Raw genomic sequence first — 23344 nt, 5'->3', positions numbered from 1 at the left:
GCCGCTAGTTGGCCTTGCTGACGTACCTGACGTCGTAGATCTGCTTCAGGTAGTTGTCCCGCTGGCCGGCGATGCACCGCGCATAGATGGCCAGGAGCACGGGCACGCTGTTCCCCGCCCACTCGGCGACCTGGGCCGGGGGTATGCCCTTGTTGAGCCACGCAGTGAGGCAGGTGTGGCGGCAGTCATACACGCGCTTGCCCGCCGGCGACTCGTACTCGTGGGGCTGGAGAACCTCCGCTCGGGCCTTGTCCCAAACCCGCCGAAAGACCGAGCCAGCCAGCCTGCCGCCGAACTCTCCGGGGAAGAGGAGGTCTGTCGGCTTGAGCTTGTACTTGCTGATGACCTCGCGGAGGAAGACGACGAGGTCAGGGTGGATCGGCACGGTCCGGGTGTCGCCCTCCGCCCGCCCCTTCAGGTCACGGTCGTCGTGGGGCTCTCCGCTGTCGGTCCATTGACTGCCGACCTCCGGCCGGGCGCTGTGGACGATGAACTCGCCCCACCCCTCTTCCGGCAGCGTGGCGTCGCTCACGTGAAGTGCGACCGCTTCCTCGGGGCGGAGGCCGGCGTAACAGAGCGTCGCGAAGAAGGCCCGATAGAGAGGCCCTCTGCGCAGGGGGCGCGTGCCGATCCATTCCAGGAGGGCGGTGACCTGCTCAGCGTTCAGCAGAGAGCGCTTGTCGATGGCCTGAGCCACCTTGGGGGCGCCCCCTCCACTGCCTTTGCCCTTGGGCAGGGGGTTCTGCCGGAGGGTGCCGTGACGGACGGCGTACTCCATCACCAGGTTCATGATCCGGCGGTTTCGGGACACAGAGCTGGCCGCCGCGCCAGTACCGTCCAGCAGTGTCCCGAGAGCGGAGACGACCAAGTCGACGCGGTCCGACTGCTCCCACGCCGCCATTGACAGCGTATTGCGCTGCACCCAGTCAAGGATGACGCGCACTTCGTCGGGCACCGCCTCCTCCGGGTTCGTCCGGCGTTTGGTGTTGAAGGCCCACTCTCGCAGCGCCATCCGCACCTTGACCTGATCGAACTGCTTCGGGGGCGTCCGGAGCAACGCAATGGTTGCTGGCGTCATCGCCTTGGCCACGTTCTTCCGCTGGTTGGCGGAGAAGTGCGGCCAGGACTTGTCGACGAACTCGACTGCGAAGTCATACCAGTTGGTATCCGCAGCCTTGCTGGAGTACGAGATCGGCATGCCCGTCTCGGTGCTGAAGGGCTCACCACGCTTGACTGCGGTCAACAGGTCAGAGCGTCGGGCATCCGCGAGCGCCTTGGTCGGGTAGGTCTTGCTGTGCTTCTTGGTGCCGACCTTCCAGACCACCTTGTAGGTGTACCCGTTCGCTCGCGTTCGGCGCTCGATGTTGTAGATCCGTACGTCAAACGTGCCATCAATCAAGTTGCGTCCTCACAATCAGTAAGCCAGTTTTCGAAATCACCACGCCGTATCCGAAGGGAGCCGTTGGGGAGTCGGATGCAACGCGGCCCTCTCCCCTTCTGCCGCCAGTCGTAGAAGGTGGATCGAGCTATTCCCAGCTCGTCACACACGTCATCGACCGTGAGCTTTGTCCCGGACTTCACCACTGCCGTCATGCAGGCACCCCGCAGGCACGGGAGGCATGGGGCGGCATCGCTTCAGGGCGAAAAACGGCACGGGGTATCGCGGATCGACACATGGAAGGGGTTCCTTGCGGGGAACGAGGAGCGACAGGGGTTCAGCAGCACCTCGCGCGATGTACGCCAGGACGTCCGCCTGCCGGCGGCACGCGCTGCCTACGGCAAGGAGCCGTAGCAGAGCGGCCTCGCGCCTCCTCTCACCAACGCGAAGCTGCCTGCGTCCGCGACGGCTCCACCGCCAAGCGCAGCCGAAAAGCGAACACCTCAATGGTCGCGATGATCGCCGGTTTGGCTAACCGGCGATCATCGGCTATGTTCCCCGGCGCATCACGAGCTCGACGCCTCCTGGCCCTGCCCGTCCGCGGGTGGGATTAGGTACGAGCGCAGGTCACCGGAAACGCCGTCCGAAGCGAGGGTTAGCAGGCCGTCTACGGTGAGCCGATCGAGGCTAGCCACGGCGCGGCGCTCAGGAATCCCGAGGGCCTGTGCCACGCGCCTAGTTGTGACACCGGGATGCCGCCCCACGTACGCGAGGACAACACGGTCGCTGCGGTAGGCACGCTGCAAGAGGTCTTCGCCGAACAGGCCGGCCGCACAGACGCAGACACAGAGGCCCGTGGAGACTGCCAGGTAATCACCGGCGGTTCGCCCAACCCATGCATTCAGGCCACCGAGGACAAAGAGCACGGGTGCGGTGAATCGAGCAGATCGGATAGCGGAATCAGACAGACAGACCTCCAAATCAGAGCCCTATCAGGGAGCCGAATCGCCAGAGGCGTGAGTTCCGATTACTTGCGGAAGCCTGAGCGAAGTCGAGCGGCACCGACTGGCAGGGTATTTTGCGGGACGCTGTACGTTGACATAGCCCTCACGCATCTATCCAGTCTTTCGGCTCTCTTTCCTGTCTGCCGTCGGCGAATCGGCCACGACGGCAGACAGCGACTACCAGTTGCCCTCGGAGGGCGGCCGGCCACGCCGAGGACGCGAGGACTGACCCGGTTCTGATCTGCGCCGCGCAGGCACCCCTTAGCCCACCGCGGTCCAATGCCAGGGCCGACGTCCTTCCCGTCCCCTCACGCAGCTGATCCGGTACTGAGCCTGATCCAGCGCCTCAGGGTTTTGGTCTGCAGTCTGCAAACTGAAGGTCACTAGCCGCAGTTCGCGGATGCCTCGCAAGATCGGGTACCCCGCCCAGTCCCGTACGTCATAGCCGTATTGCTCGCTGTAGTCGGCGTACTGGGCGGCGGACAGGGTGCCGAAGGTGTCGAAGGCCACCGCCGTCGAGGTCAAATCCCACTCGGGCGGACCCATCGACGTCCGCTCAAAGTCCAGAAGCAGGGCGCCTTCATCCGTCACTGCGCAGTTGCCGCCCCATGCGTCTCCGTGGATCACGGAGTGCGTCAGTCCTGGCGGGAGCTGGGACCACTGCTCCTTTAGTTCGTTGAGCCGCCCCGCGAGCCACGTCCTATCGCCGTCGGTCACGCAGCGCGCAGCGCCGATTCGCTCGGCGATGCGCACGAAGGGCTGCAGCTGTCCGATGGCGAACGTCGGCCTAGGCAGTTTGTGCATCCGCCGAAGCAGCGGCGCCAGTTCAGCTTCTGTGCCCTGCCGATGTGGGGGAAGGAGTTCCCAGAACGTCGCCGCGCGGCCGCAAGCGTGGACGGGCTGGTCTTTCGATGTCGGGCGCACGGCGGGTACGTTGTTCTCGGCGAGCCACCGCGCCACGGCTACCTCGCGGGCGGCGACCTCGTCCTGGCCCACTCGGGAGATGCGCACGACCTCGTCGTTGGCGAGCTTCCACAGGTCGTTCTCGGCGAGGCGGATGGGCTCGGCACCGTCAGCGGATAGGCCGGCAACCGCGGCCACTTCTTTGAGGACGGCGAGGGACTCCTCGGTGGGCGTCGTGGTCATGCCTCGACCGTAGCGGCGATCCTGCTCCGGAGTTCATCCACGTCGGGCCTGCGTGCGTGCCGGGCGGATGCGCTTGCCAGGTCGTTCATGTCGGTGACGGCGCGTTTTGACCGGAGCTTGCCGACCTCGTCCAGGGCCCGGTTCGCGATGGCCACGGCACGCTGGGGGTCGCCCGTGATCATCGTCAGCGTGGCCAGCTTAGTGCCGGACAAGGCGCGCGAGCGCACGTAGGCATCCGTATGGCCGTCGATGGCCGTCTGAAGTCGAGAGGTTGCCAACTCAGGCGAGTTTCCCGGCATGAGCGCGATGTCGAAGGCAGCGTGGCCGGTGTCGCCGTGGTGCTGCGCGTTGTCGTAGTAGGCCATCCACGGCACGTCTTCGCCCTCGCGGGCTCGCCCAAAGACCTTGTCCGATTGATCAATCGCCGCCAGAGCTTCGTCCGGGTTCCGCATTTTCGCCCACGCTCGCGCCCTCGCGTTATGCAGCATGGACTGCTCACGCGGTGTGAGGCGATCTGAGCGCAGAAGGCCGCTCTCCGCGTGTGTGAGGCCCTCGTCCGGTCGCCCGCACCAAATCTCATGACGAGCTTGCCAGTTGAGGGCGGAAGCCCGTAAGTGCCAGTTGTTGCCCTGCTCGGCGCACCAGGTGCCGAACCGCAGCAGTTCGGTCGCGTCGTCGTGTGCGTAGGCATCGAAGGCGCTCGCGCCCATCACGACGGAGAGGCGACCAACGGCGGTATAGAGGGAGTCCTTCAGGTTGGGCGGGTATTTCGTGGCGAGTAGACCCTTGGCCCAGATGAACAGGCCCATGGAGGAACTGCCGACGATTCCACCTCCTCCGTAGAGGTTGTCCCACCCGGCAAGGGTATCCGCCGCTGCCAGGACCTGACGGATGTCCTCGGGCCGGACCGCCTTGGGGAGTGCGTTTGGTCCGGACGACGGGAGCAGGTCGACGAATGCGGTCGGGGCGAGGGCGGCTACTCCACCCAGGGAGAAGAAGGCGCGGCGCTCCATAGCTGACTGGCTCCGTTCCGAAAGCGCGGGCTGATTGAGTCCCAGCATGCGCCCCATCCGGACACCGTTGGCGCCAGGATCGGCTTCGCCAGCGACTTTGTCCGCATAGGCAGCTTCCCGGGCCGCCTCCTCCTCAACGAGGCGCCACAGCCTCGTGAGCGCTCCTCCGGCCTCCACAGCGTCGTCCAAGAGGCTCGCCAGCGCCCCGTCGCACTCCCGCTCGCACTTCTCGATGCGCTCGATCATCGTGGCGCTGAGGTGCACCTCAGCGCCGACCTGGCGCGTCGACATCCCACGCGTGGTACGCCAGTTGCGTAGTTCCTTGCCCCACCATGCGCGCACGGACGCCGTCTCATCCAGGGGCTTGGGCTTCTGTGCCATAGCTTCTCCTCGGGCGCCCGGATGCGGACAGCACTGCCATCCTTCGATTGTCCGCATGCCGGGTCTCGTTCACAGGCTTATTCCGAGACTGGTTACGCGTAACTGCCGTCGTGCGTGCCTGCGTTGGCGAGCCACCAGCCGGTGCGTCCATGGCTCAAACATGACGGCCCGGCGCCCACAGCGGGGCCGGGCCGCGCAGCCACGAGCGCACCGTCACCTGAGCAGGGGCGACGTCGTGGAGCCGATGCAGGTGGTGAACGTCGTCCACGCCTCCGGGGAGAATCCGGTGTGCGGACCGTCAGGGCGCTTGGAATCCCTGACCAGTGTGCGCTGAGGCGTCCGGGCTACCTCCACGCACTCATTATCGGGTGAGGCGCTGTAACTGCTCTTGAACCATGTGATTTCCTGGGGCTGATCGGCCACGAATTCTTTCCTCGCTACTTCTGATCTTGCAGGTGCCTCTTGCGGGCCTCGGCGATCAACTCTGCCGAAGAATCGGGATCTAGCGCCTCTTCACTAAGAAAGGCGCGAGCACGCTCATAGGCTGCTCGCGACCCTTCTTCTTCCAAGAAGAGGGAACCTACTGCGTTTTCGATGAAGATGACGTCGAGGGACGGGTCCGGTCCGCCGTACACGATGAAGCTAGTGAGCGTTGCGCTGTAGGCGCCAGAGCCGAACGGGAGGACCTGGATGGTGATGGTCGGCTCTGCGCGCCGGTCCAGCAGCAGGTCAAGCTGCTCGACCATGACTTCAGGGCCCCCGACATTGCGCCGGAGCACACTCTCGTCCAGCACGCAGTGATAGGTCGGCGGCGTCGCGCGCGCAAGGATCTGTTGGCGCTGCATTCGCATTTCCAGGAATTCCGTCACCTCGTCCGGCGTGAGGGCGTTGCCTGGCGTAGCTTTGATGGCGGCGGCGTAGCGTCTCGTCTGCAGAAGGCCCGGCACGACACCATTAGAAAGGTGCCAGATCGATTTCGCTTCATTCTCAAGTGGCAGCAGAACCCTCATGGGGTCGGAGAGTTTTCCCGCGTAGGGAACCCACCACCCGTCTGTGACTTTGCTGTTCTGCGCCAATTCGATCAGCTCTGCCGTTTCCTCCGGCGAGGCTCTGTACACCTCACAGAGCTGCTTAACTTGATTCCATCGCACATTCCCCTTGGCCTGCTCGTAGCGGCTGACCGTCGCCTTCGATACGCCCGCCCGTTTGCCAGCCTGCTCGGCCGAGAGACCGGACCCCCTCCTCAGCGCGAGCAGGCGAAAGCCGAGTTGGCGACGCCGGGCTGTCGGGCCCGACTCGATCTCGCCGCTCAAGGCGGTGATCTTCGACGCGTTCGTCATGCTGGCGGCTCCCCTTAGACGAGTGCGGCCAGTGTCCTGTCTGGCGCGTAGCGACCACAAGGGACGTTACACGGCGGAACAGAGGCCGGGTTACGCGCGAGAAAGCAGCCGGAAGGCTCATGCGGACACTTCCGCCGCGAGCGTTACATAGAGAGCGTTCCCGAGCCCATACTCCAACTCGAATGACCCGCAGCGCAGTTGAGCAAGCGCGTCACGCGGTCCGCTTCAGCTTGACGCGTGACCACCCCCAGCGACGCCGCCTCACCCGCGCCCCGACGCCAAGCGCCCCACGCACGTCACGAGGGAGATTGCCGATGAGCCCAGCCACGACTGCGCTTCTCAGCGCCGCTGCCGACCTGCGCCTGGCCTCAACCCCCGGCTTTGCCGCGACCTTCCCGCCGTGCCCCTCGCGAGTGGGCGAGATGCGGCGCCGCACGGCCAGCCGACTCCGGGAGTGGAGGATCCCTCAGCGAGACGCCGAGGACATCACCCTCGCGGTGTCGGAACTCGTCACGAACTCCGTAGTTCATGGGGACGGAGCTGTCTGCTTCGTCCTTCGGCAAGTTGCTGGCGAGGTCCGGGTCGAGGTCACCGATAGCAACCCGCTGCCGGCCCAGGTGAAGAACGCGGATCCGGATGACATCTCGGGCCGTGGGATGTTCCTGGCTGCGGTCTTCGCGCAGCGTATCGAGGTCAGCGACGACGGCTATACGACCACCGCGGCCTTCCCCCTCTCGGGGCATCAGTGATGAGGGTCCTTACCACCTGGAAAGCGACCCCACCCCGAGGAGCGTCGGGCAGTAGCATCCAGGTCTCCCAGCTACGCGAGCACGGCACACCGGAATCCGGTGTCGTTGTCCTTCATCGAGGCGGCGGCTGCGTTCTGCAGGGACGGAGCCGCGCGCTCGAACGGGGATGTGAAGGCGGAGCCCTTCAGGTGATACCGACCGTTGTCGGGCTCCTCCTCAGTGGAGCACCACTCCCACACATTGCCACACAGGTCGAAGACTCCGAACGGGCTCACACCGGACTGGTAGCGGGAGACGGAGGTCGTCGCGTCGATGCCGGCCTCGGCCGTGTTCGCCTTCGCGGCGGTCGGTTCGCTGCCCCAGGGGTAGACACGCCCCCGAGGCCCGCGGGCCGCCTTCTCCCACTGCCGAGCAGTGGGCAGGGACTTACCGGCCCAGCGGGCATACGCGGTCGCGTCATGCCAGGTGACCCACACCACCGGGTGGGTGGCCAGAGTGATGGGACAGCGGCCCTCTGGCCAGTGCTGTGGAGGCCGATGGTTCGTGGCCAGCACGAACCTCCCGTAGTCCTCGTTCGTCGTCGGGTAGACGTCGATGAGGAACGACTCCAGCCACACCGAGCGGTTGTCAGGGCCGGAGAGGTAGATGCCTTCTTCGACGAGCGCCATGACCTTTCCATCGACCGGGTGCCGGCGAGTGCTCGGTTCCCTGCGCAGCAGTTCCTCGGCCCGTTCGTCATGCTCGGCAGCGGCTCGTTCGGTCGACAGCGCAGCGAACCGTTGCTGGACGTCAGGCGGGGCCTGGGCGAGGAGCGTGTCCAGGGCGGCCTGGTTGTCGAGCTCAAGCTCGATGGTCTCCCCGCGTCGCCTCCACCGTGTCATCTGGCGGGTGTTCACGCCGACCATGTCGGCGAAGTCCTTCTGCTTCTTGCGCATGGCCAATCGCAGCAACTCGGCCTCTCGGCCGGTCCACCTGGTCACCCCCGCCATGGTCTCGCCTTACAGGGTCTCGCCGGGGATCGACAGGTACGCCTCCTGCAGTTGTCGCAGGACGGGGTGGTCCACAGGAAACTCGGAGTTGTCGATCGCAGCCAGCGGCCGAACACCGATCGAGGTGTTTGTGGCGAAGGCAGCTGCCATCCCCTTCGCCTGGTCCAAGGTGACAGCGGCGCTGCGATGTTCGGCCTGCTGCTGTTGCAGCAGGGCCATGGTGACGCCGGGGAGGACGGAGGCATTGGGCCAGACGACGGTGCCGTCTTGGTCGATGAAGGCCACGTTCCAGGTGCCGCCCTCGGAGACGCAGCCGTCACGACCGACGAAGAGGGCATCGTCGAAGCCCTCGTGCTGGGCCGCGCCTCGGGCGTGCAGGGCTCCAAACAAGCCGACATGCTTCACCTCGGGGAGGTCGCGCTCGTACACCAGACTCTGAGCACGCAGGGGCGCGGGAGGCAGCGCGCCGGCGCCGCGGACGGACACGAGGACGTGGGGCTCGTTGGCGTCGGCCGGATGCCCCATCTCGACCTTGGGATCGTAGATCGAGACGCGCACGACGCACGGCAGGGTCTGTCCCTCCAGGGCCTGGCGGACGTACTCGCGCACGCGGTCGGTGTCCAGGGCCGCATGCCACACGATCCTGCAGTCCCGCACAAGGCGTTCCAAGTGCAGTGCCAGGCCACGGATGGTGCCGTCTGTGTCCACGCGCATGGACGTGAAGTGCCCGACGTTCGTGAGCGCCAGGGGGAGCAGGTCGTCTACGGATACGGGCTTGCCATCGAGAGTCGCCATGGCGCCCAGCATGTCAGGGCCGCCTGCTCGTGCGGCACCCCAAATGGGGTTACTGACGAGTCAACGTCGGTTGAAAGTCCTTCCCACGCCCTTACGGAGCGGTGTTCGCTGGTCACTGCGCAGTCACGTCAAGTGATCAGTGGCGTGACTGGTGCCGCATGCCGCGATCAGCCGCATCGTCCACCTGGGAGGACCCGATGTGCCCTGCACCAGTCGTGGCAAGAGCCGGTTGGCCGGATGTGAAGAGGGGTTGTGTTATGCGTCTGCCATTGCTGTCCCATCGAGATGCCGGCCAGCGCGTCGCGCCGAGCAGGCCGGGTGGAGTCGTTGTGCAGCGAGTCCCGCAGCGCAACCCAACGGTCGCCGCGGCAGAGACGGTGGCGCTCGTGCTGGACGAGGCGTCGCCGCTGCCGGAGAGCGCCAGCGACGTGGAGGAACTCGCGCGGCGCCTTCGCGGTCACATCAGCCAACTCGGGCTGTTCGTACCGGCCGGAGCGCCAGCCCTGCGCAGCGCGCAGCAGCTCGCCTCGGAGGGTGTGCCCGACGGTTACATGCCCAGCCGTGTGCATCTCGTCCGGCTGGCTGAGGCAACCCAGGCGCTCGTTGCGGCCGTGAGGGTCGTGTCAGCGAATCCGACGGGCCGACGGTGCTGGTGGAAGCCGCCGGTCAACACCCTTCGCGGGGTGGTCCTTGCGGTCGCCCTGGTCGTCTTGGTGGTGGCCGCTTTGGTGCCACGGACATGACCACGGACGGAGTGATCGTCACCGCACTGGTCCTCGTACCGATGGCCTGGCTGGTTCTTCGGGGCCAGCGCACCTCCCCTCCTTGCGCTGCCAGCGAGGAGTCGCCGCCGGCGCAGGACACACCTTCTCCGCCTCGGTGACACCAGAGCCTCACGTCCCTACCGTTCCCGGCCGCCACCGCGGCCCTGAAGCCATCCCCGGATCCTCGGGGCCTATGGAGATCCACACGATGAATCGACTTCCGCGCATCGAGCAGTACGGCCTGATCGGCGATACGCAGACGAGCGCCCACGTCTGCGACGACGGTTCGATCGACTGGCTGTGCCTGCCTCGGTTTGACTCGCCGGCTGTGCTGGCCGGCCTGCTCGGCACGCAGAAGCACGGCTCCTGGCAGCTCGCCCCCGCTCCGTCGCCCGGCCGGTCTGCCGAGGAAGTGGTCACCGAGCGCCGGTACCGAGGTGACTCGCTCGTTCTGGAGTCGGTCTGGCGCACCCCGACGGGGGCGGTCCGGGTCCTCGACTTCATGCCGCCCCGCGACGGGGCGCCGCAGGTGATCCGGATGGTCGAGGGTGTGACCGGCGAGGTACAGATGGTCTCGGCCCTGCGCCCGCGGCCCGGGTACGGCAGCGTCAGCCCTTGGATTCACGAGGTCGGTGGGCGCATGGTCGCGGAGGCCGGAGCGGACGCGTTGTGGCTGGACACCTGTGTCCAGCAGGTGGAGAAGGACGGCGTCGTCGTCAGTGCCTTCGCGGTCGCCGCTGGGCAGAGCGTGGCGTTCGTGCTCAGCTGGTGCCCGTCCCATGCCGCAGCCCCAGATGTTCCCGACCCGGAGGCCGCGCTCGCCGAGACGCTCGCCTTCTGGCAGGACTGGACACAGGCGTGCGCCTACGACGGGCCCTACCGCGAGCCCGTAATCCGTTCGTTGATCGCGCTGAAGGCGATGACCTACGGGCCGAGCGGCGGGATCGTTGCGGCGCCGACGACGTCGTTACCCGAGGAGATCGGCGGTGGCCGGAACTGGGACTACCGGTTCACCTGGCTGCGCGACGCCTCCACGACGCTGGCCGCGTTGCTGGGCACCGGGTATCGGCAGGAGGCGCGGGCGTGGCGTCGCTGGCTGTTGCGGGCCGTGGCCGGCGATCCGGAGAACCTGCAGATCATGTACGGGATCATGGGGGAACGTGATCTGCGCGAGCGGGAGCTGCCGTGGCTTCCCGGGTACGAGGGATCGTCCCCGGTGCGGGTCGGGAACGGGGCGGCGGACCAGCTCCAGCTCGATGTGTACGGCGAGGTGATCGAGACCCTGTACCTCGCGCATCAAAGTGGGGTCGCGCACTGCGCGGACACCGCGGTCCTGCACCAGCGGCTCGTCGAGCACCTGGTCCAGCGCTGGCAGGAGCCCGACGAGGGGATCTGGGAGATCCGCGGGGCCCGTCGGCACTTTGTGCATTCCAAGGTCATGGCCTGGGTGGCTATCGACCGCACCATCCGCCTGATCGAGGCCGGCGCTCTGGCCATGGAGCTGGGGCCCCTGGTCGAGCTGCGCGAGACGATCCACCACGAGGTGTGCACCAAGGGCTTCGATCCGGTGCGCAATACCTTCACGCAGTCCTACGGGTCGGCGGCCCTGGACGCGGCCACCCTGCTCATCCCCAGCACGGGCTTCCTGCCGCCTGATGACCCGCGCGTCATCGGCACCGTGGACGCGGTGCGCCGGGAGCTGGGCACGCCGGACGGGCTCGTGCGCCGGTACCCGACGATCGGTGACCGCGCCGGGGTCGACGGCCTGAAGGGTGATGAAGGCGCCTTCGTGCTCTGCTCGTTCTGGTTGGTCGATGCCCTGGCCCTGACCGGCCGCCTTGACGAGGCCACCAACCTGTTCGAACGCCTTCTCATGCTGCGCAACGACCTCGGGCTCCTGGCCGAGGAGTACGACCCCGCGCTCGGGCGCCAGCTCGGCAACTTCCCGCAGGCGTTCAGCCACATGGGCCTGATTCAGAGCGCCCGGCTCCTGCGCCGGCTCGTGGCACAGCGCGCCGCGGCCCCTGGCGCGGCTGCTGCTCCTGCCCTCCGGCCTCCCTCGCGCAGGTCGCAACCGGCCTGCCCGGACCGGACGTCGCAGCACGCCTAGCCCACCCCCCACCGACGAGGATGTTCATGTCTGACAGCGCCTTCCCGCCACGGCCGGCAGCGACCGGTCACCGCAGACGGCGGGCCGTCCCCCAGATCGACTCCTTCACCTTGGGTCGTGTTCGTCGCGCCGTGATGCTGCCGCTCCTGCTCCTTGCGGCGCTGGCGGGTGGTGCCGTGATCGCCTGGCTGACGGCAGCGGTGTCTCCCGGGTGGCTTCTGGTCTGCACGTTCTGCGGATTGGCCGCCATCGCCGGAGTGGCGGCACGCGTCGCGCGCACGGCAGCCGGCGCCATTCAGGCGGCCGTGGAGGAGCGGCAGGCATCCGAGCAGGCCGTGCTCGCCGGGAACGCGGCAGCCTCGGAGCAGCAGTGGACGGCAGAGCTGGCCGCCCTCGCCGGGGACGCGGCGGCTGTGGAGAAGTCGGTGCTGTGGTCGGCGGACGAGCTGTGCCGGGGGGCCCGGCCCCCGCTGCCCGAAAGGCGGATGCCTGCGCCGGCCGCAGCGACGGCGGAGATCGGCAAGGCGCTCGGAGCGCTCCAGGTGCAGGCCGTCACGGCGCTGATCCGTGTGCACGACGAATCCCAGTCAGTCGTCCTCCTCCAGGTCTTGCGGCGCCTGGCCCAGCGGGAACACGCCCTGGTCGGCAAGGCCCTGGAGGCACTGAACCAGCTGGAAAGACTGACGGACGACCCGGAGCTGCTGGACAAGATCTTCCGGATCGATCACCTCGTGACCCGGATGCGTCGGCAAGTCGAGAGCACAGCCGTACTCGGCGGGCAGTCCCTGCGCAGCACCCGTCAGCCGGTGTCGGTCACGATCACGCTGCGCGGTGCAGTATCGGAGGTGGTCCAGTACCCGCGGGTCGTGGTCGCGGCAGGTTCGGTGGGCGTGCAGCTGGGCCTTCCGGGACATGTGGGCCCGGACCTGTCCCACCTCCTGGCCGAACTGATCGAGAACGCGTGCGAGTCCTCCGATCCCGTGACGAAGGTGATGGTGCGCGCGGAGCGGGTGCCCAACGGACTCGTCGTCGAGGTCGAAGACCGGGCCATCCCCATGTCTCCTCAGGCCCGCGCACAGATGAACCGCCTGCTCAAAGCCCCCGACGAGGTCGACGTCAGTGCTCAGGTGCGTGCGGGGCAACTCGGGCTGCTCGTCGCCGCGAAGATCGCCCAGTCGCACAACCTGTCCGTGCACCTCCAGGAGAACGCCATGGGAGGCACCACTGCGCAGGTGGTCATCCCGAAGCGGCTCCTCGTGGCAATCGAGCCCGCGGGAACCGTGAGCCCCCGCCGCGACGTCCGCCCCGCCGGTCCGCCCCCAGGACAGACCGGTGCGGCGCTGGCCCCGTCTACAAATCCGGGCGGACGTCCGACCGCCACGACAACGCCTTCGGCCGAAAGCGCCGGGCACGCCGCTCCTGCCACCGCTCTGCCACGGCGAACACGCCAGCCCGGCTCGGCTCGTCCGCCGGTCGAGCGGGAGAACGTTCCCGCGGCTGCGCCGAGACCGGGACTGGCAGGCGCCTTCCGCCGCGGTGTACAGGCCGGCGGAGACCCCGCCATCCTCCTCGACCCAGACGGGCCCACTCGCCCCTGACGCCCGCACTTCCCCTCATCTCCCCAACGGCCCAGACAGGGCCGCCGGCCTTCCCCCTCTGGAGCGAAATCCCATGAGCAGCCACGCCGAGATGGACACCCTGACCGAGGACACATCCGCACCGCACGCGGAGAGGACGGCCAGCGGCATGCGCGGAGACATGCACTGGCTGCTGAGGCACTTCGTCGCCGAGGTCGCCGGTGTCACGCACGCCGTCCTGCTGTCACGGGACGGGCTGCGGCTGCTGGACAGCGAGGTCGACAAGGACTGGGCGGACAAGCTGTCGGCCGGCATCAGCGGAATCGCCTCCATCGCGAACAACTTCACCGGCCCGAGCAAGCAGAAGCGGCCGGCCAGCCAGGTCATCATCGAACGAGACGACTGCCTCATCTTCGTCCAGAGCGCCGGAGGCAGCACCGCCTTCGACAACCACCCCGGCGGCAAAACGGTGACGGAGACCGTCCTGGGCGTGGTCACCACCACGGATGCGGACGCGGGCAACGTCGGCTTCGAAATCGGGCGCCTGGTGCAGAAGTTCGCCACCTACATGCAGATCCCGGTCCGCGACCGCTCGGACGACGAGGCCCGGTGAGCGCCCACGATCGCGCGGACGAAGACGCCACGTTCGTGCGGACCTACACGCTGACGCGCGGGCGCACCCGGCCGCGACACCTGCTGGCCCTGGACACCGTGCTGAGCGTCGGCTCTGGGCGGCCCGGTCCGCGCCAGGCCGAGGAGTGCGAGCAGATCCTCGCCCTGTGCCAGGAGCACCAGCGTTCGGTCACCGAGCTGGCCGGACAGCTCGCTCGCCCCGTCACCGCCGTCAAGATCCTCGTCTCGGACCTCCTGGACGCCGAGGCCCTGGTCATCTCCGTGACCTCCGCCTACGGCGCCGATGATCCGGACGCGGAGGAACGCCCCACCACCGATCTACTGACCGCCCTCGCCGTGGGCCTGAAGAGGAAGTTCCCCGATGCCATCCCCTACCGCCAGGCCGGATGATCCCCACGCCGGGCTGCGGCCCACGCCGCCCGCGCACGCTGGTACACCGACCGTGCTGAAGATCATGATCGCCGGGGGCTTCGGCGTGGGCAAGACCACCGCCGTGGCCGCGGTCAGCGACATCACGCCGCTGAGCACCGAGGAGTACCTGACCGAGGCGAGCACGGACGTGGACAGCCTCGAAGGCATCGAGGGCAAGGAAACCACCACGGTCGCCTTCGACTTCGGCCGGACCAGCCTGCCCGACGGGCCCGTTCCCCTGGAGCTGTTCCTGTTCGGCACGCCCGGCCAGGATCGGTTCGGCGACCTCTGGTACGACCTCTCCCGCGGGGCCGTCGGCGCGGTCGTGCTGGTCGACACCCGCCGTCTCGAAAGCAGCTTCGCCCCCGTCGACTTCTTCGAGGACATCCAACTTCCCTTCGCCATCGCGGTGAACGAGTTCGACGGAGCCGAGCGCCACGATCCCGAAGTAGTACGCGACGCCCTCGGGCTGCACTCGTCGGTGCCGGTTCTCACCTGTGACGCCCGTGATCGGAACCACGTCGCCGGTCTTCTGCTCGCGCTCGTCGGCCACGCCGCACGGAACACCCCGGCAGATCCCATCTCCGCCCCATCCACCATCACCCTTCAGGACGCCTGATGTCGTACCAGCCCCACACGCCCCGCCTTCTGCCCCCGCCCGCTCCGCCCGCGCTGCCGTTACGGCAACGGGTGCTGCACCAGGGTCCTCAGGAGCTGGTGCCGCCCGACAGCGCCACACCGCCGGAACGGCAGGTCCAGGAGCCGAGCGAGCTGGCCCAGCGGTACGAACTGCTAAGGACGCTGGGCGTGCCCACCACGGCCAGCGAGGACTGCGACGCGCTCGCCACCGACATGGCCGAGAAGGCCGGGTTCCTGTACGGGTTCGTCAACCTGTTCCTGGAGGAGCAGACCTTCGTCGGGCTGCACCAGCCGCCGGCGGACAGCGGGTACGTCATCGTCGGCCGCACCATGCGTCGCGACCACGGCTGGTGCCCCGAGGTCGTGTCCCGCAAGAAGGCGCTGCCGCTGCCCGATGTGCACGCTTCTCCTCGCTTCAGCGGCAATCACGTGGTCGACGCGGTCGGCATCTGCGCGTACTTCGGCGCTCCGCTCATCCACGTCAGCGGCATCGTGCTGGGCACGGTGTGCGTGATCGACCCCGAAAAGCGATCCCTGAAGGATGCGCGCCGGATCCAGGGCATCGTCATCGGCTCCGGTGCCCAGGTGATGGACGGCTTTACCCGCTCGTCGTTGCGCTAGCCGTTCGGCCCGCACCACCCGAGAGCGCGCGAGAACCGGCCGCTCCACCGAGTGACCTTCGCCCACGCAGAGGGAGACGTCCATGCCCGCCCTGTCCATCACGCCGCCACCGGCACTGCGCCCCTACCTCGGCGCCCGCCACGAACTGCTGTGGGCCGAGGCGGACATGTTCGCTGCCGAACAGGTCACGCCCCGCATCGATCGCATGGAGGATGCACCCGGCCGGGTGGAGCGCAAGCTCGCCGAACTGATGGCAGCGCGGGGCTGGTTCGGCGTCACCATCCCGGCAGCCCTGGGTGGGCTCGGCGCCGGGCACGTGGCGCGCACCGTCCTGGTTCACCGCACCGCCTGCGTTTCCGCATCCGTCGCGGCCATCTTGCAGGCGACGCTGATCCCCGTCGGAGCCGTCCTCAACTTCGCCACCGACGAGCAGAAACAACGGTGGCTACCAGGAGTCGCCGACGGCTCGCGCCTGTTGTCGATCGCGGTGACGGAACCGGACGCCGGCGGGCACATCGGCGGCATCGAAACCACCGCCACCCGCACCGGCAACGAATGGGTACTCACCGGCAGCAAGAGCCACGTCGGCAACAGCCACCTCGCCGCCGCCCACCTCGTCGTCGCCCGCACCGCCGAGGCCGGGACGAGCACCTCAACCGCGCTGACCGCGTTCATGGTCGAGTCCGACCGCCCCGGCCTCACCCTTGGCGATCACCGCGGCGGCCTGGGCTTGCACGGCTTCTCCGCCGGCCGCCTCGAACTCGACCAGGTCCGCATTCCCCAGGACAACGTGCTCGGCGGTCTCGGCCAGGGCCTGGATGTGGCGCAGAGCAGCAGCATCCTCTATGGCCGCCCCAACCTGGCCGCCGTCAGCCTCGGTATCCACGAGGCCGTCGTGACCGCCACGACCGAGCGCCTCAAGACCCGGCCCCGCTACCGCAGGACCCTGTCCGAGTTGCCGGTCCTTCGCGACCGCGTCGGTGGCATGGAATCCCGCCTGCGCGCCGCACGCATCCTCGCCTACCAGGCCGTGCACCTCCTCGACGAGGGCGTGTCCTGCGATGCGGAACTGATCAACAGCAAGTACCTCGGCCACCGGTGGGCCATGCAGACCACCCAGGACGCCATGGAGCTACACGGCGCGCATGCCCTGGACGGCAACTACCTCCTCCAGCGCCTGTGGCGGGACATCCAGCACACCTACCCGCCGGCCGGAACCGGAGAAGTCCAGCGAATACGCCTCGCAGACGCCGCCTTCGGCGAAGACCGTACCCAGTGGTCCCAAACCCTCACGCACGCCTCCCCATGGGAACAAAAAGGCCCGAACGCCGCATAAGCCCTGAATTCGAGCGCTGCCGTGCACGCGAACCGGTGCCCCCGTAGGGCGGCAACTGCTCTTCCTACTGCTCTCGATCGAACATCCGGAGTTCACATGTCCCGCCCCGCAGCGCTCTTCGCCCCGCCTGCCACGCTCCAGGAAACAGCAGACGCCGCCCAGGATCTGGACCGCGTATTACGTGCCGCTGGACTCGGCGACCTGCGCTCTCGTCTCGTCCAGGAGGAGGGAGAGCAAGCGCACATCAGTCTGAACGACATCGACGCGGGCACCGCGACCGAGCTGTCCCGCCTGATCCAAAAGTCGATGCGGCGCGCCTACAAGGCCGCTTCCGCGTTGCGGGACGCCCTGCGGGCGCATGGCCTGAGCGACGCCCTCGAACCGAGGGTGCACAACGCAGCCATCCAGCTCGGAGAACTCTCCATCTCCGACGCAGACCGGCTCGCCGTGGCCCTGGGCGCTCCTCCCCAGCCGGACCTGCCGGACGTCCCCGACTGGCCCGACGCGGCACAGGTATACGACCGCCTCGACCGCGTGCTCACCAAGGCCACCCGCGGCGGATTCGTGGACATGCGCCAGCTGGCGTACTGCGAGCGGTGCGATCAGGAACCCGCCATCGCCCTCGGAACAGTCCAGGTGAACACCGCCCGGCGACTCGCAACGGCCCTCCAGTTCGGAGCCTGACCATGACCGCCCCCGCCCCGACTCCGTCCCTCACCCCATCCGAACAGCGCCTGGCCCAACTACTCGTGGACGGCCTGGCCGCCCCGGAGATCGCCTCCGCCACCGGGCTTGCACTGGGCACAGTCACAAAAGCACTGACCACCCTGCGCTTGAAACTGCACTGCCCCCAGAGATCACCGCTGGCCGTGCTCGTCCATCGCCTGCTCAACACCGGCCTCGCAACCGCTCCGACGCCGAAACAGCCCGCACCGGCACTGAGCCCTGAGCAGATGCGTCTGCTCACCGCCGTGGCCGAGCACCGCCTGCCCCGCGACATCGCCTTCGCCGCCCGCCTCGCCCCGGCCGACCTGTCCGGCGCCCTCGACCAGCTCCTCCTCGACGTCGGCGCACAGGACAGCCGCGAGCTGGTGGTGCTGGCGTACAGCTGGCAGATCCTGCCGGTCTCACGAGGCGCTCACGCCACACGAAGCGGAGCGCGCCAGTGACCCGGTCCGAAATTCACACGGTCAGCGAAGACCGCTCCCTTCCCGTCCCGTTCACGCCGACGCGAGCGTCCGACATCTACACGATGCGCACGCTGGAGACCGCAGCCGAGCGCGACGAAGCCGCAGCTCTCGTCCAAGACCGACAGAACTGGCTCGCCTTGCGCAGCCTGCCCCTCCCTGCCGGCGCCGACATCCCCGCGCAGTTCCGCAAGACGCAGACCGGCTCCGCCGGGCTGTTCGAGGACGGGAAGCTGCTGGCCTGCCTGATACCCGAACAGACCCCGGATCTCGGCTGGGGCCAGGGGCCGTGCCTCTTCCTCCGCAGCTTCTACACGCTGCCCAGCCACCCGGACGACGTCACCCGGCTGATCACCTTGTGGGCTTCCGACTTCGCAGCCCGCCACGATCTGCTCCACGTACGAGCAGAAGTGCCCACCCGCCAACTGCCCGATCCCGCCCCGGTCGCCCAGCTCCTCAACCGCTTCATCGACATGGGCTGGGTCCTGTACGGCCCCGGGCGCGGACAGGCCGATGAGGTCGCCCGCCTCGAACTGCACGCCGAGCACCGCCCCCGGCTCGGCGCGCTGATCAACTGCCGGGTTCATCTTCCTCAGCTGACCCAGAGAGATCGGAGCACCGCGTGACAACCGACGAACCTCAGCGGGCCGACCTCGCCCGCGAGCTGATCGCGCGTGCCGCGGAATCTGCCGCGCACCGCGCCAAGCGCGTACGCGACCAGCTCGACGCCGTCCAGCTAGGGCGCGGCAGGCACACCGAGCACGCCAATACCGCCGTGCTGCGCCGGATCCTCGCCGAGCACGACTGGCCCGGCCACCGACTCGTCGGCCCCGATGCTGCCCGTGCCGCGTGGACGATCGCCCTGCACAGTGACGACGACCCCGCCTTTCAACGCGCCGCCGCCACCCTGCTGAAGCGCGCGGTCCAGGACGGCGACGCGCCGGTCCAGCACTGGGCACACCTGCACGACCGAGCCCTCGTCAACCACGGACACGACCAGGAGTACGGCACCCAACACCGTCTGGGCGCCAACAGCATCGAGCTATGCCCGCTGCGCGCACCGGAGTCCGTCGACGCCCGCCGGACCACAGCCGGTCTGCCGCCGCTCGCCGTCGCACTGGAAGCGGTGCGCCGCCGGTACATGTCCGTCGACTGCACCGACGAGGCCCCGACCGACGTTCTGGCGAGGGTCGCGTGAATGAGCCAACGCCCACCTTCACCCACAGCCGGCCATCCGGCCGCAACTCCGCTCTACGAAGGGATCGCTTACCGATGAAGCTCACCACCGCCGTGCTCACCGCCGGCGCTGCCGTCTCCCTCACCACCGCCGTGGCCGGAGTAGCCCGGCTCCGGCAGGACGCGCGGCACCAGGCCGAGCGGAACGAGGCGGTCGTCGCGCGCAACCAGCTCGCCTGGCTGGAGCAGATGTCCACCAACCCCGACCTCGCCAAGCTCTGGGCGCCCGAGGACATGGGCGTCGACGAGTACATGCAGCTGCTCAAGGCCAACCAGCTCATCTGCTCGCTCAGCCTCCGCGACCGGCTCGGCTTCGTCCGCGACGGGCACCTCCCGTTCTTCGCCTCGATGGTGATGAGCAGCGACGTCTGCCGCCGCTACTGGTCCCGGTTCGGCGACCTCCGGGCCCGGGAGGCCGAGGGTGACGAGCGGGCCGAGCACTTCACCCGCGTGCTGGACCAGGCCGCGAAGAACAACTCGCAAGCGCAGCCCGCAGCAGCCTGACGGGCAGGACCTCGACTCCCGGACGCGACCGCGCGGGCGGCTTCGGCCACCCGCCACCGTCCGGCAGCAGACCCCGGGGCCCAACCGGTCCCCGGCATCCCGCACCACCGACTCCCAGGAGGCAGACATGACCGCCATCCAGGCCGAGAGGCCGACCGCTCCGGCGCAGGCGAACGTCGCGGAGACCGATGCCGACCCGTTCGGGCTCGACATCACCTTCATCGAGGGCACGCCGGCGGCCGAGACGGTGCTGATGTGCAGCACGGGCGACACCTGCGGCAGCTCCTGCCCCAGCGCCTGCACCACCTCGTAAGCCGGATCACCCCGGCAGCGCGGGCCGGACGGGGCCTCCCCCGTCCGGCCCGCCCCGGCCACCAAGCAGAAGAAGAGGAGAGCCCTTGATGACACGGCACCGGCCCAGTCTGTACAAGGGAGCGGGGCAGGCGATGCTGCGCGCCGCGGTGCACACGACCGAGCCCACCATGCCGCCCTGGCCGACGTCCACGACGACCGGGGACGAGTGGCGGGCGTGGCTGAGCACGGTATGGAGCGACCCCGCCTTCCGCCGCACCGTGTCGCAGGCGAGTGAGCATCTGGCAGACCAGATACAGGCCATCATCGACGGCCGGACGCCGAAGGTACGGAGGATGCGCCGGGCGGCGCTGTCCACCGCCCGCTACGCGATCCGTTACGCCCACCGCTCCACCCCGTACGGGCTGTTCGCCGGCGTCGCTCCACTCCACTTCGGACAGACCACCTCCGTTCGCATCGGCGACGAGCACCAGACCGTGACCCGCCCCGAGCCGGTCGGGCTCGAGGAGATGCTCAGCGCCTGGGAGAGCAACGCCGCGCGCATGAACGACGCCGAGGTCTGCGTCAACACCCAGATCCAACAGCGCGACCAGCACATCCACGTACCCTCCGAGGGCGACGCCGAGTACCGCCTCGCTCTCAGCCCCGCGCTGCGTCTCGTACTCGACCTGGCCCGATCGCCGATTGGGTACCGCCAGTTGTCCGACAAGCTGGCTGCGGAGTTCCCCACCGTGAGCAGCACCGCGCGCGAGCGGCTGCTCGGTGAACTGCTGCGGGTGAGGGTGCTGCGTTCCTCGCTGCGCGCGCCTGCCACCACCGCTGACGCCACCGACGTCCTACCGCCTGCGGCGCGCGCCAAGGCAGCCGGGTTGCGGACAGCGTGCGACGTGCGGCTGGACGCCGACGTACGGGTGCCCGCGCAGGTTCTGACCGAGGCGGAGACCGCGGCGACCGTCCTGGCGCGCCTGGTCACCCACCCGACCGGGACGCCGACCTGGCGGCGGTGGATCGAGCAGTTCGCCGAGCGCTACGGCGAGAACACGACAGTGCCGGTGGAATTGGTGACGGACCCTGATCGAGGGATGGGCTTCCCGGCGGGATTCGTCACGGCGAGCGAACCGCCTCGGCCGATGTCCCGACGCGACCGCCTGCTGCTGGAGCTTGCCGGCGCAGCTGCCGCCGAAGGCAGCCGCACCGTCGCGGTGACGGGGGCGATGATCGAGGGACTGGAGGCAGCGGCCGGCGACAAGGCCCGCGAGCTGGCACCCCACCTCGAACTAGCCGCGCAGGTCCAGGCCGCCTCGATTCCGGCGCTTGACCGGGGCGACTTCCGGCTGCGCGTGCTGACCGTCTCCCGCTCGGCTGGATCGATGACCGGCCGGTTCTGGCACCTGTTCCCCGGCTCCGGGGCGGCCTACACGGACCTACCGACCGTCGATGCGGAGGCGGAACTCGTGCAGCTCAGCTTCCATGCCGGGCGAGTGCCCGCAGACCTGCTCACCCGCGCGCCCCAGGTCCTGCCGCGCGTCGTCAGCGTCGGCGAGTTCCGCCGCCCTGCCCCGCACGTCCTCTTCCCCCGCGACCTCGCGGTGTCCGTCACCGGGGGCCGCCCCCGGCTGGTGGAGTCCGCGACGGGCAAGCCGCTGGAGCTGCTGGCCCCTACCGCCATCAACTTTCTGTGGAACAACTACACCCCGCCGATGGCACGCTTCCTCGGCGAGATCAGCCGGGCCGCCTCACCGCAGGTGACCTGGTTCGACTGGGGTGCCGCCTGGACCCTGCCCTTCACTCCAGCCCTCACCTACCGGCGCACCATCCTGACCGCCGCCCGGTGGAAGATCCGCAGCGGCACCCTGCCCGCACGCACCGCACCACTCCAGCAGTGGGCGGACCAACTCCACGCCTGGCGTGCTCGGTTCCGGGTTCCGGAGCGGGTCCTGCTCGCCGAAGACGACCAGCAGCTGCCCCTCGACCTCACCCGCGACGTCGACCTGGACCTCCTGCGTGCGCACCTGGACGCCAGCCCCTTCGGCATCGCTACCCTGCACGAGGCACCCCCGCCGGACACCGACGGGTGGATCGGCGACCGCGCCCACAGCATCGTCGTCCCCCTGGCCAGGCGCTCATGACCACGACGACGGTGCCCCGTACGCAGGACCTGTCTGAAGGCGCCCTGGGGATGGCCCTGCTCGACATCGAGCGCCGGGACCTATCCACCGCCCGCCACCACCTCACCCAAGCCACCGCCCGGGGAGTGAGCACCGGCCGCAACGCCAGCCTCTTCCACGGCGCCCCTGCCCTGGAGTTCGTCCTGACCCGCGCGCACGGGGCCGGTGACGACGTCCGCGCGGCCGTCGACCGCGTCGTGGACGCCCGGCTCACCGCCGCCCGCCGCCGGGAGGCGGCCGGCACACTGCCTCACCTCGCCGAATGGGACCTCATCCGCGGGCTGACCGGACTCGCCGCGCTGCTGCTGGACCGGCGCCCGATCGCGCCCCGGCTGCCCGACGTGCTCACCTGCCTGGTCGCGCTCGCCCACCCCGTACGCAGCAACGGCCGGTTGCTGCCCGGGTGGTGGTCGGCGGTCGGCCCGGACGGGAAGGACATGGCCGGCGGGCACGGCAACAACGGCATGGCCCACGGCATCGCGGGGCCCCTGGCGGTGCTCTCCCTCGCCCTGCGCTGCGGAGTCCGCGTCCCCGGCCACGAGGAAGCCGTCGGCACGTTCGCGACCTGGCTGGAGCGGCACGGTGCCCACTACTGGTCCATCGCAGCCCACCTGGACGCCGCCCAGCCGCCCGCGGCTGAACCGGCCCGCCAGTCCTGGTGCTACGGCCAGCCCGGCATCGCCCGCGCCCAGCAGCTCGCCGCGCTCGCTCTCGGCGACTCCGACCGCCGCCGGGTGGCCGAGGACAGCGTCGAGGCCCTCCTGACCGATCCGCTGCGGCTAGCCCGCATCTCCGACTCGACCCTGTGCCACGGGTGGGCCGGGCTGCTGGTGCTCACCCGCGCGGTCGCCGCCGACAGCGTGGCACCCGCACGCTTCACCCCGATCATCCAGGACCTCCACCGGCGGCTGGCCGCCGACTGGGAGCGCCTGCCCAAACCCGGCTTCATGGAAGGCCGCGCCGGAGCCCAACTCGCCCTGAACACAACCGACGTCGCCGGCTGGACCCGCGTCCTTCTGCTCACCTGACCCTCGCCCCGCCGCCTCGCAAG

At 68.8% G+C, this 23344-nt stretch carries 25 protein-coding genes; 17 read left to right on the top strand and 8 right to left on the bottom strand.

What is annotated here, in order from left to right; translation table 11 throughout:
- Positions 1–4 precede the first annotated feature (4 nt).
- The 6 genes from ACFYZA_RS07725 to ACFYZA_RS07700 form a co-directional block, all read right to left on the bottom strand.
- Positions 5–1399, bottom strand: coding sequence for a tyrosine-type recombinase/integrase (locus ACFYZA_RS07725; protein WP_388488352.1), 1395 nt, complete (start codon positions 1397–1399; stop codon positions 5–7).
- Positions 1396–1593 carry a helix-turn-helix transcriptional regulator gene (locus ACFYZA_RS07720; protein ID WP_388488351.1) on the bottom strand — a complete coding sequence of 66 codons (198 nt, stop codon included), beginning with the start codon at positions 1591–1593 and terminating at the stop codon, positions 1396–1398. The genes ACFYZA_RS07725 and ACFYZA_RS07720 overlap by 4 nt, the downstream gene beginning before the upstream one ends.
- A 1050-nt stretch (positions 1594–2643) precedes the next feature.
- On the bottom strand, positions 2644–3528 hold the full coding sequence (locus ACFYZA_RS07715) for a phosphotransferase enzyme family protein (protein ID WP_388488348.1): 885 nt from the start codon (positions 3526–3528) through the stop codon (positions 2644–2646).
- Entirely contained in the window at positions 3525–4922 is a 1398-nt protein-coding gene (locus ACFYZA_RS07710; RefSeq protein ID WP_388488346.1) for a helix-turn-helix domain-containing protein, read from the bottom strand. Before ACFYZA_RS07710 ends, ACFYZA_RS07715 begins: the two co-directional genes overlap by 4 nt.
- Before the next feature lie 213 nt (positions 4923–5135).
- Complete coding sequence (locus tag ACFYZA_RS07705; protein ID WP_388488344.1) at positions 5136–5345, bottom strand: DUF397 domain-containing protein; 210 nt, start codon at positions 5343–5345, stop codon at positions 5136–5138.
- A 14-nt stretch (positions 5346–5359) separates the two neighbouring features.
- Positions 5360–6262 (bottom strand): helix-turn-helix domain-containing protein, encoded by a 903-nt coding sequence (locus ACFYZA_RS07700; protein ID WP_388488341.1) that lies wholly within the window; start codon positions 6260–6262, stop codon positions 5360–5362.
- A gap of 314 nt (positions 6263–6576) precedes the next feature.
- On the opposite strand from ACFYZA_RS07700, the gene ACFYZA_RS07695 reads away from it, so the two are divergent.
- Complete coding sequence (locus ACFYZA_RS07695; RefSeq protein ID WP_388488339.1) at positions 6577–7011, top strand: ATP-binding protein; 435 nt, start codon at positions 6577–6579, stop codon at positions 7009–7011.
- Between the two features lie 71 nt (positions 7012–7082).
- On the opposite strand, the gene ACFYZA_RS07690 is transcribed toward ACFYZA_RS07695, so the two are convergent.
- Both ACFYZA_RS07690 and ACFYZA_RS07685 read right to left on the bottom strand, forming a co-directional pair.
- Entirely contained in the window at positions 7083–8000 is a 918-nt protein-coding gene (locus ACFYZA_RS07690) for a formylglycine-generating enzyme family protein (protein WP_388488337.1), read from the bottom strand.
- Between the two features lie 9 nt (positions 8001–8009).
- The gene (locus tag ACFYZA_RS07685; protein WP_388488334.1) at positions 8010–8795 is read right to left on the bottom strand and encodes an aminotransferase class IV family protein; all 786 of its coding nucleotides are present in this window, start codon (positions 8793–8795) and stop codon (positions 8010–8012) included.
- A gap of 257 nt (positions 8796–9052) precedes the next feature.
- Between ACFYZA_RS07685 and ACFYZA_RS07680 the strand changes: the two genes are divergently transcribed.
- The 16 genes from ACFYZA_RS07680 to ACFYZA_RS07605 all read left to right on the top strand — a co-directional run bounded on the left by ACFYZA_RS07680 (position 9053) and on the right by ACFYZA_RS07605 (position 23321).
- Entirely contained in the window at positions 9053–9538 is a 486-nt protein-coding gene (locus ACFYZA_RS07680; protein WP_388488332.1) for a DUF6415 family natural product biosynthesis protein, read from the top strand.
- Positions 9539–9767: 229 nt separating this feature from the next.
- Complete coding sequence (locus ACFYZA_RS07675; protein WP_388488330.1) at positions 9768–11669, top strand: glycoside hydrolase family 15 protein; 1902 nt, start codon at positions 9768–9770, stop codon at positions 11667–11669.
- Between the two features lie 26 nt (positions 11670–11695).
- Positions 11696–13267 (top strand): ATP-binding protein, encoded by a 1572-nt coding sequence (locus ACFYZA_RS07670; protein ID WP_388488327.1) that lies wholly within the window; start codon positions 11696–11698, stop codon positions 13265–13267.
- 73 nt (positions 13268–13340) lie between these two features.
- On the top strand, positions 13341–13859 hold the full coding sequence (locus tag ACFYZA_RS07665; RefSeq protein WP_388488325.1) for a roadblock/LC7 domain-containing protein: 519 nt from the start codon (positions 13341–13343) through the stop codon (positions 13857–13859).
- The gene (locus ACFYZA_RS07660) at positions 13856–14269 is read left to right on the top strand and encodes a DUF742 domain-containing protein (protein WP_388488323.1); all 414 of its coding nucleotides are present in this window, start codon (positions 13856–13858) and stop codon (positions 14267–14269) included. The genes ACFYZA_RS07665 and ACFYZA_RS07660 overlap by 4 nt, the downstream gene beginning before the upstream one ends.
- Before the next feature lie 64 nt (positions 14270–14333).
- Complete coding sequence (locus ACFYZA_RS07655; protein WP_388489378.1) at positions 14334–14909, top strand: ATP/GTP-binding protein; 576 nt, start codon at positions 14334–14336, stop codon at positions 14907–14909.
- Positions 14906–15550, top strand: a complete 645-nt coding sequence (locus tag ACFYZA_RS07650; protein ID WP_388489376.1) for a GAF domain-containing protein — start codon at positions 14906–14908, stop codon at positions 15548–15550. Before ACFYZA_RS07655 ends, ACFYZA_RS07650 begins: the two co-directional genes overlap by 4 nt.
- An 82-nt stretch (positions 15551–15632) precedes the next feature.
- Positions 15633–16886, top strand: coding sequence for an acyl-CoA dehydrogenase family protein (locus ACFYZA_RS07645; RefSeq protein ID WP_388488321.1), 1254 nt, complete (start codon positions 15633–15635; stop codon positions 16884–16886).
- A 96-nt stretch (positions 16887–16982) separates the two neighbouring features.
- Positions 16983–17570 (top strand): hypothetical protein, encoded by a 588-nt coding sequence (locus tag ACFYZA_RS07640; RefSeq protein WP_388488319.1) that lies wholly within the window; start codon positions 16983–16985, stop codon positions 17568–17570.
- A gap of 2 nt (positions 17571–17572) precedes the next feature.
- The gene (locus ACFYZA_RS07635; protein ID WP_388488317.1) at positions 17573–18055 is read left to right on the top strand and encodes a DNA-binding protein; all 483 of its coding nucleotides are present in this window, start codon (positions 17573–17575) and stop codon (positions 18053–18055) included.
- Positions 18052–18699, top strand: a complete 648-nt coding sequence (locus ACFYZA_RS07630; protein WP_388488315.1) for a hypothetical protein — start codon at positions 18052–18054, stop codon at positions 18697–18699. Before ACFYZA_RS07635 ends, ACFYZA_RS07630 begins: the two co-directional genes overlap by 4 nt.
- Positions 18696–19271, top strand: a complete 576-nt coding sequence (locus ACFYZA_RS07625) for a DUF6624 domain-containing protein (RefSeq protein WP_388488313.1) — start codon at positions 18696–18698, stop codon at positions 19269–19271. The genes ACFYZA_RS07630 and ACFYZA_RS07625 overlap by 4 nt, the downstream gene beginning before the upstream one ends.
- A 74-nt stretch (positions 19272–19345) precedes the next feature.
- On the top strand, positions 19346–19813 hold the full coding sequence (locus tag ACFYZA_RS07620; RefSeq protein ID WP_388488311.1) for a DUF6082 family protein: 468 nt from the start codon (positions 19346–19348) through the stop codon (positions 19811–19813).
- Positions 19814–19940: 127 nt separating this feature from the next.
- The gene (locus ACFYZA_RS07615) at positions 19941–20126 is read left to right on the top strand and encodes an FxLD family lanthipeptide (RefSeq protein WP_388488308.1); all 186 of its coding nucleotides are present in this window, start codon (positions 19941–19943) and stop codon (positions 20124–20126) included.
- An 88-nt stretch (positions 20127–20214) separates the two neighbouring features.
- Positions 20215–22254 carry a lantibiotic dehydratase family protein gene (locus ACFYZA_RS07610; RefSeq protein WP_388488306.1) on the top strand — a complete coding sequence of 680 codons (2040 nt, stop codon included), beginning with the start codon at positions 20215–20217 and terminating at the stop codon, positions 22252–22254.
- The gene (locus ACFYZA_RS07605; protein WP_388488303.1) at positions 22251–23321 is read left to right on the top strand and encodes a lanthionine synthetase LanC family protein; all 1071 of its coding nucleotides are present in this window, start codon (positions 22251–22253) and stop codon (positions 23319–23321) included. Before ACFYZA_RS07610 ends, ACFYZA_RS07605 begins: the two co-directional genes overlap by 4 nt.
- Positions 23322–23344: the final 23 nt, after the last annotated feature.

The sequence above is a fragment of the Streptomyces sp. NPDC001828 genome (assembly GCF_042892175.1).
Classification (GTDB): domain Bacteria; phylum Actinomycetota; class Actinomycetes; order Streptomycetales; family Streptomycetaceae; genus Streptomyces.
This window is presented reverse-complemented; position numbering and strand designations above follow the sequence as displayed.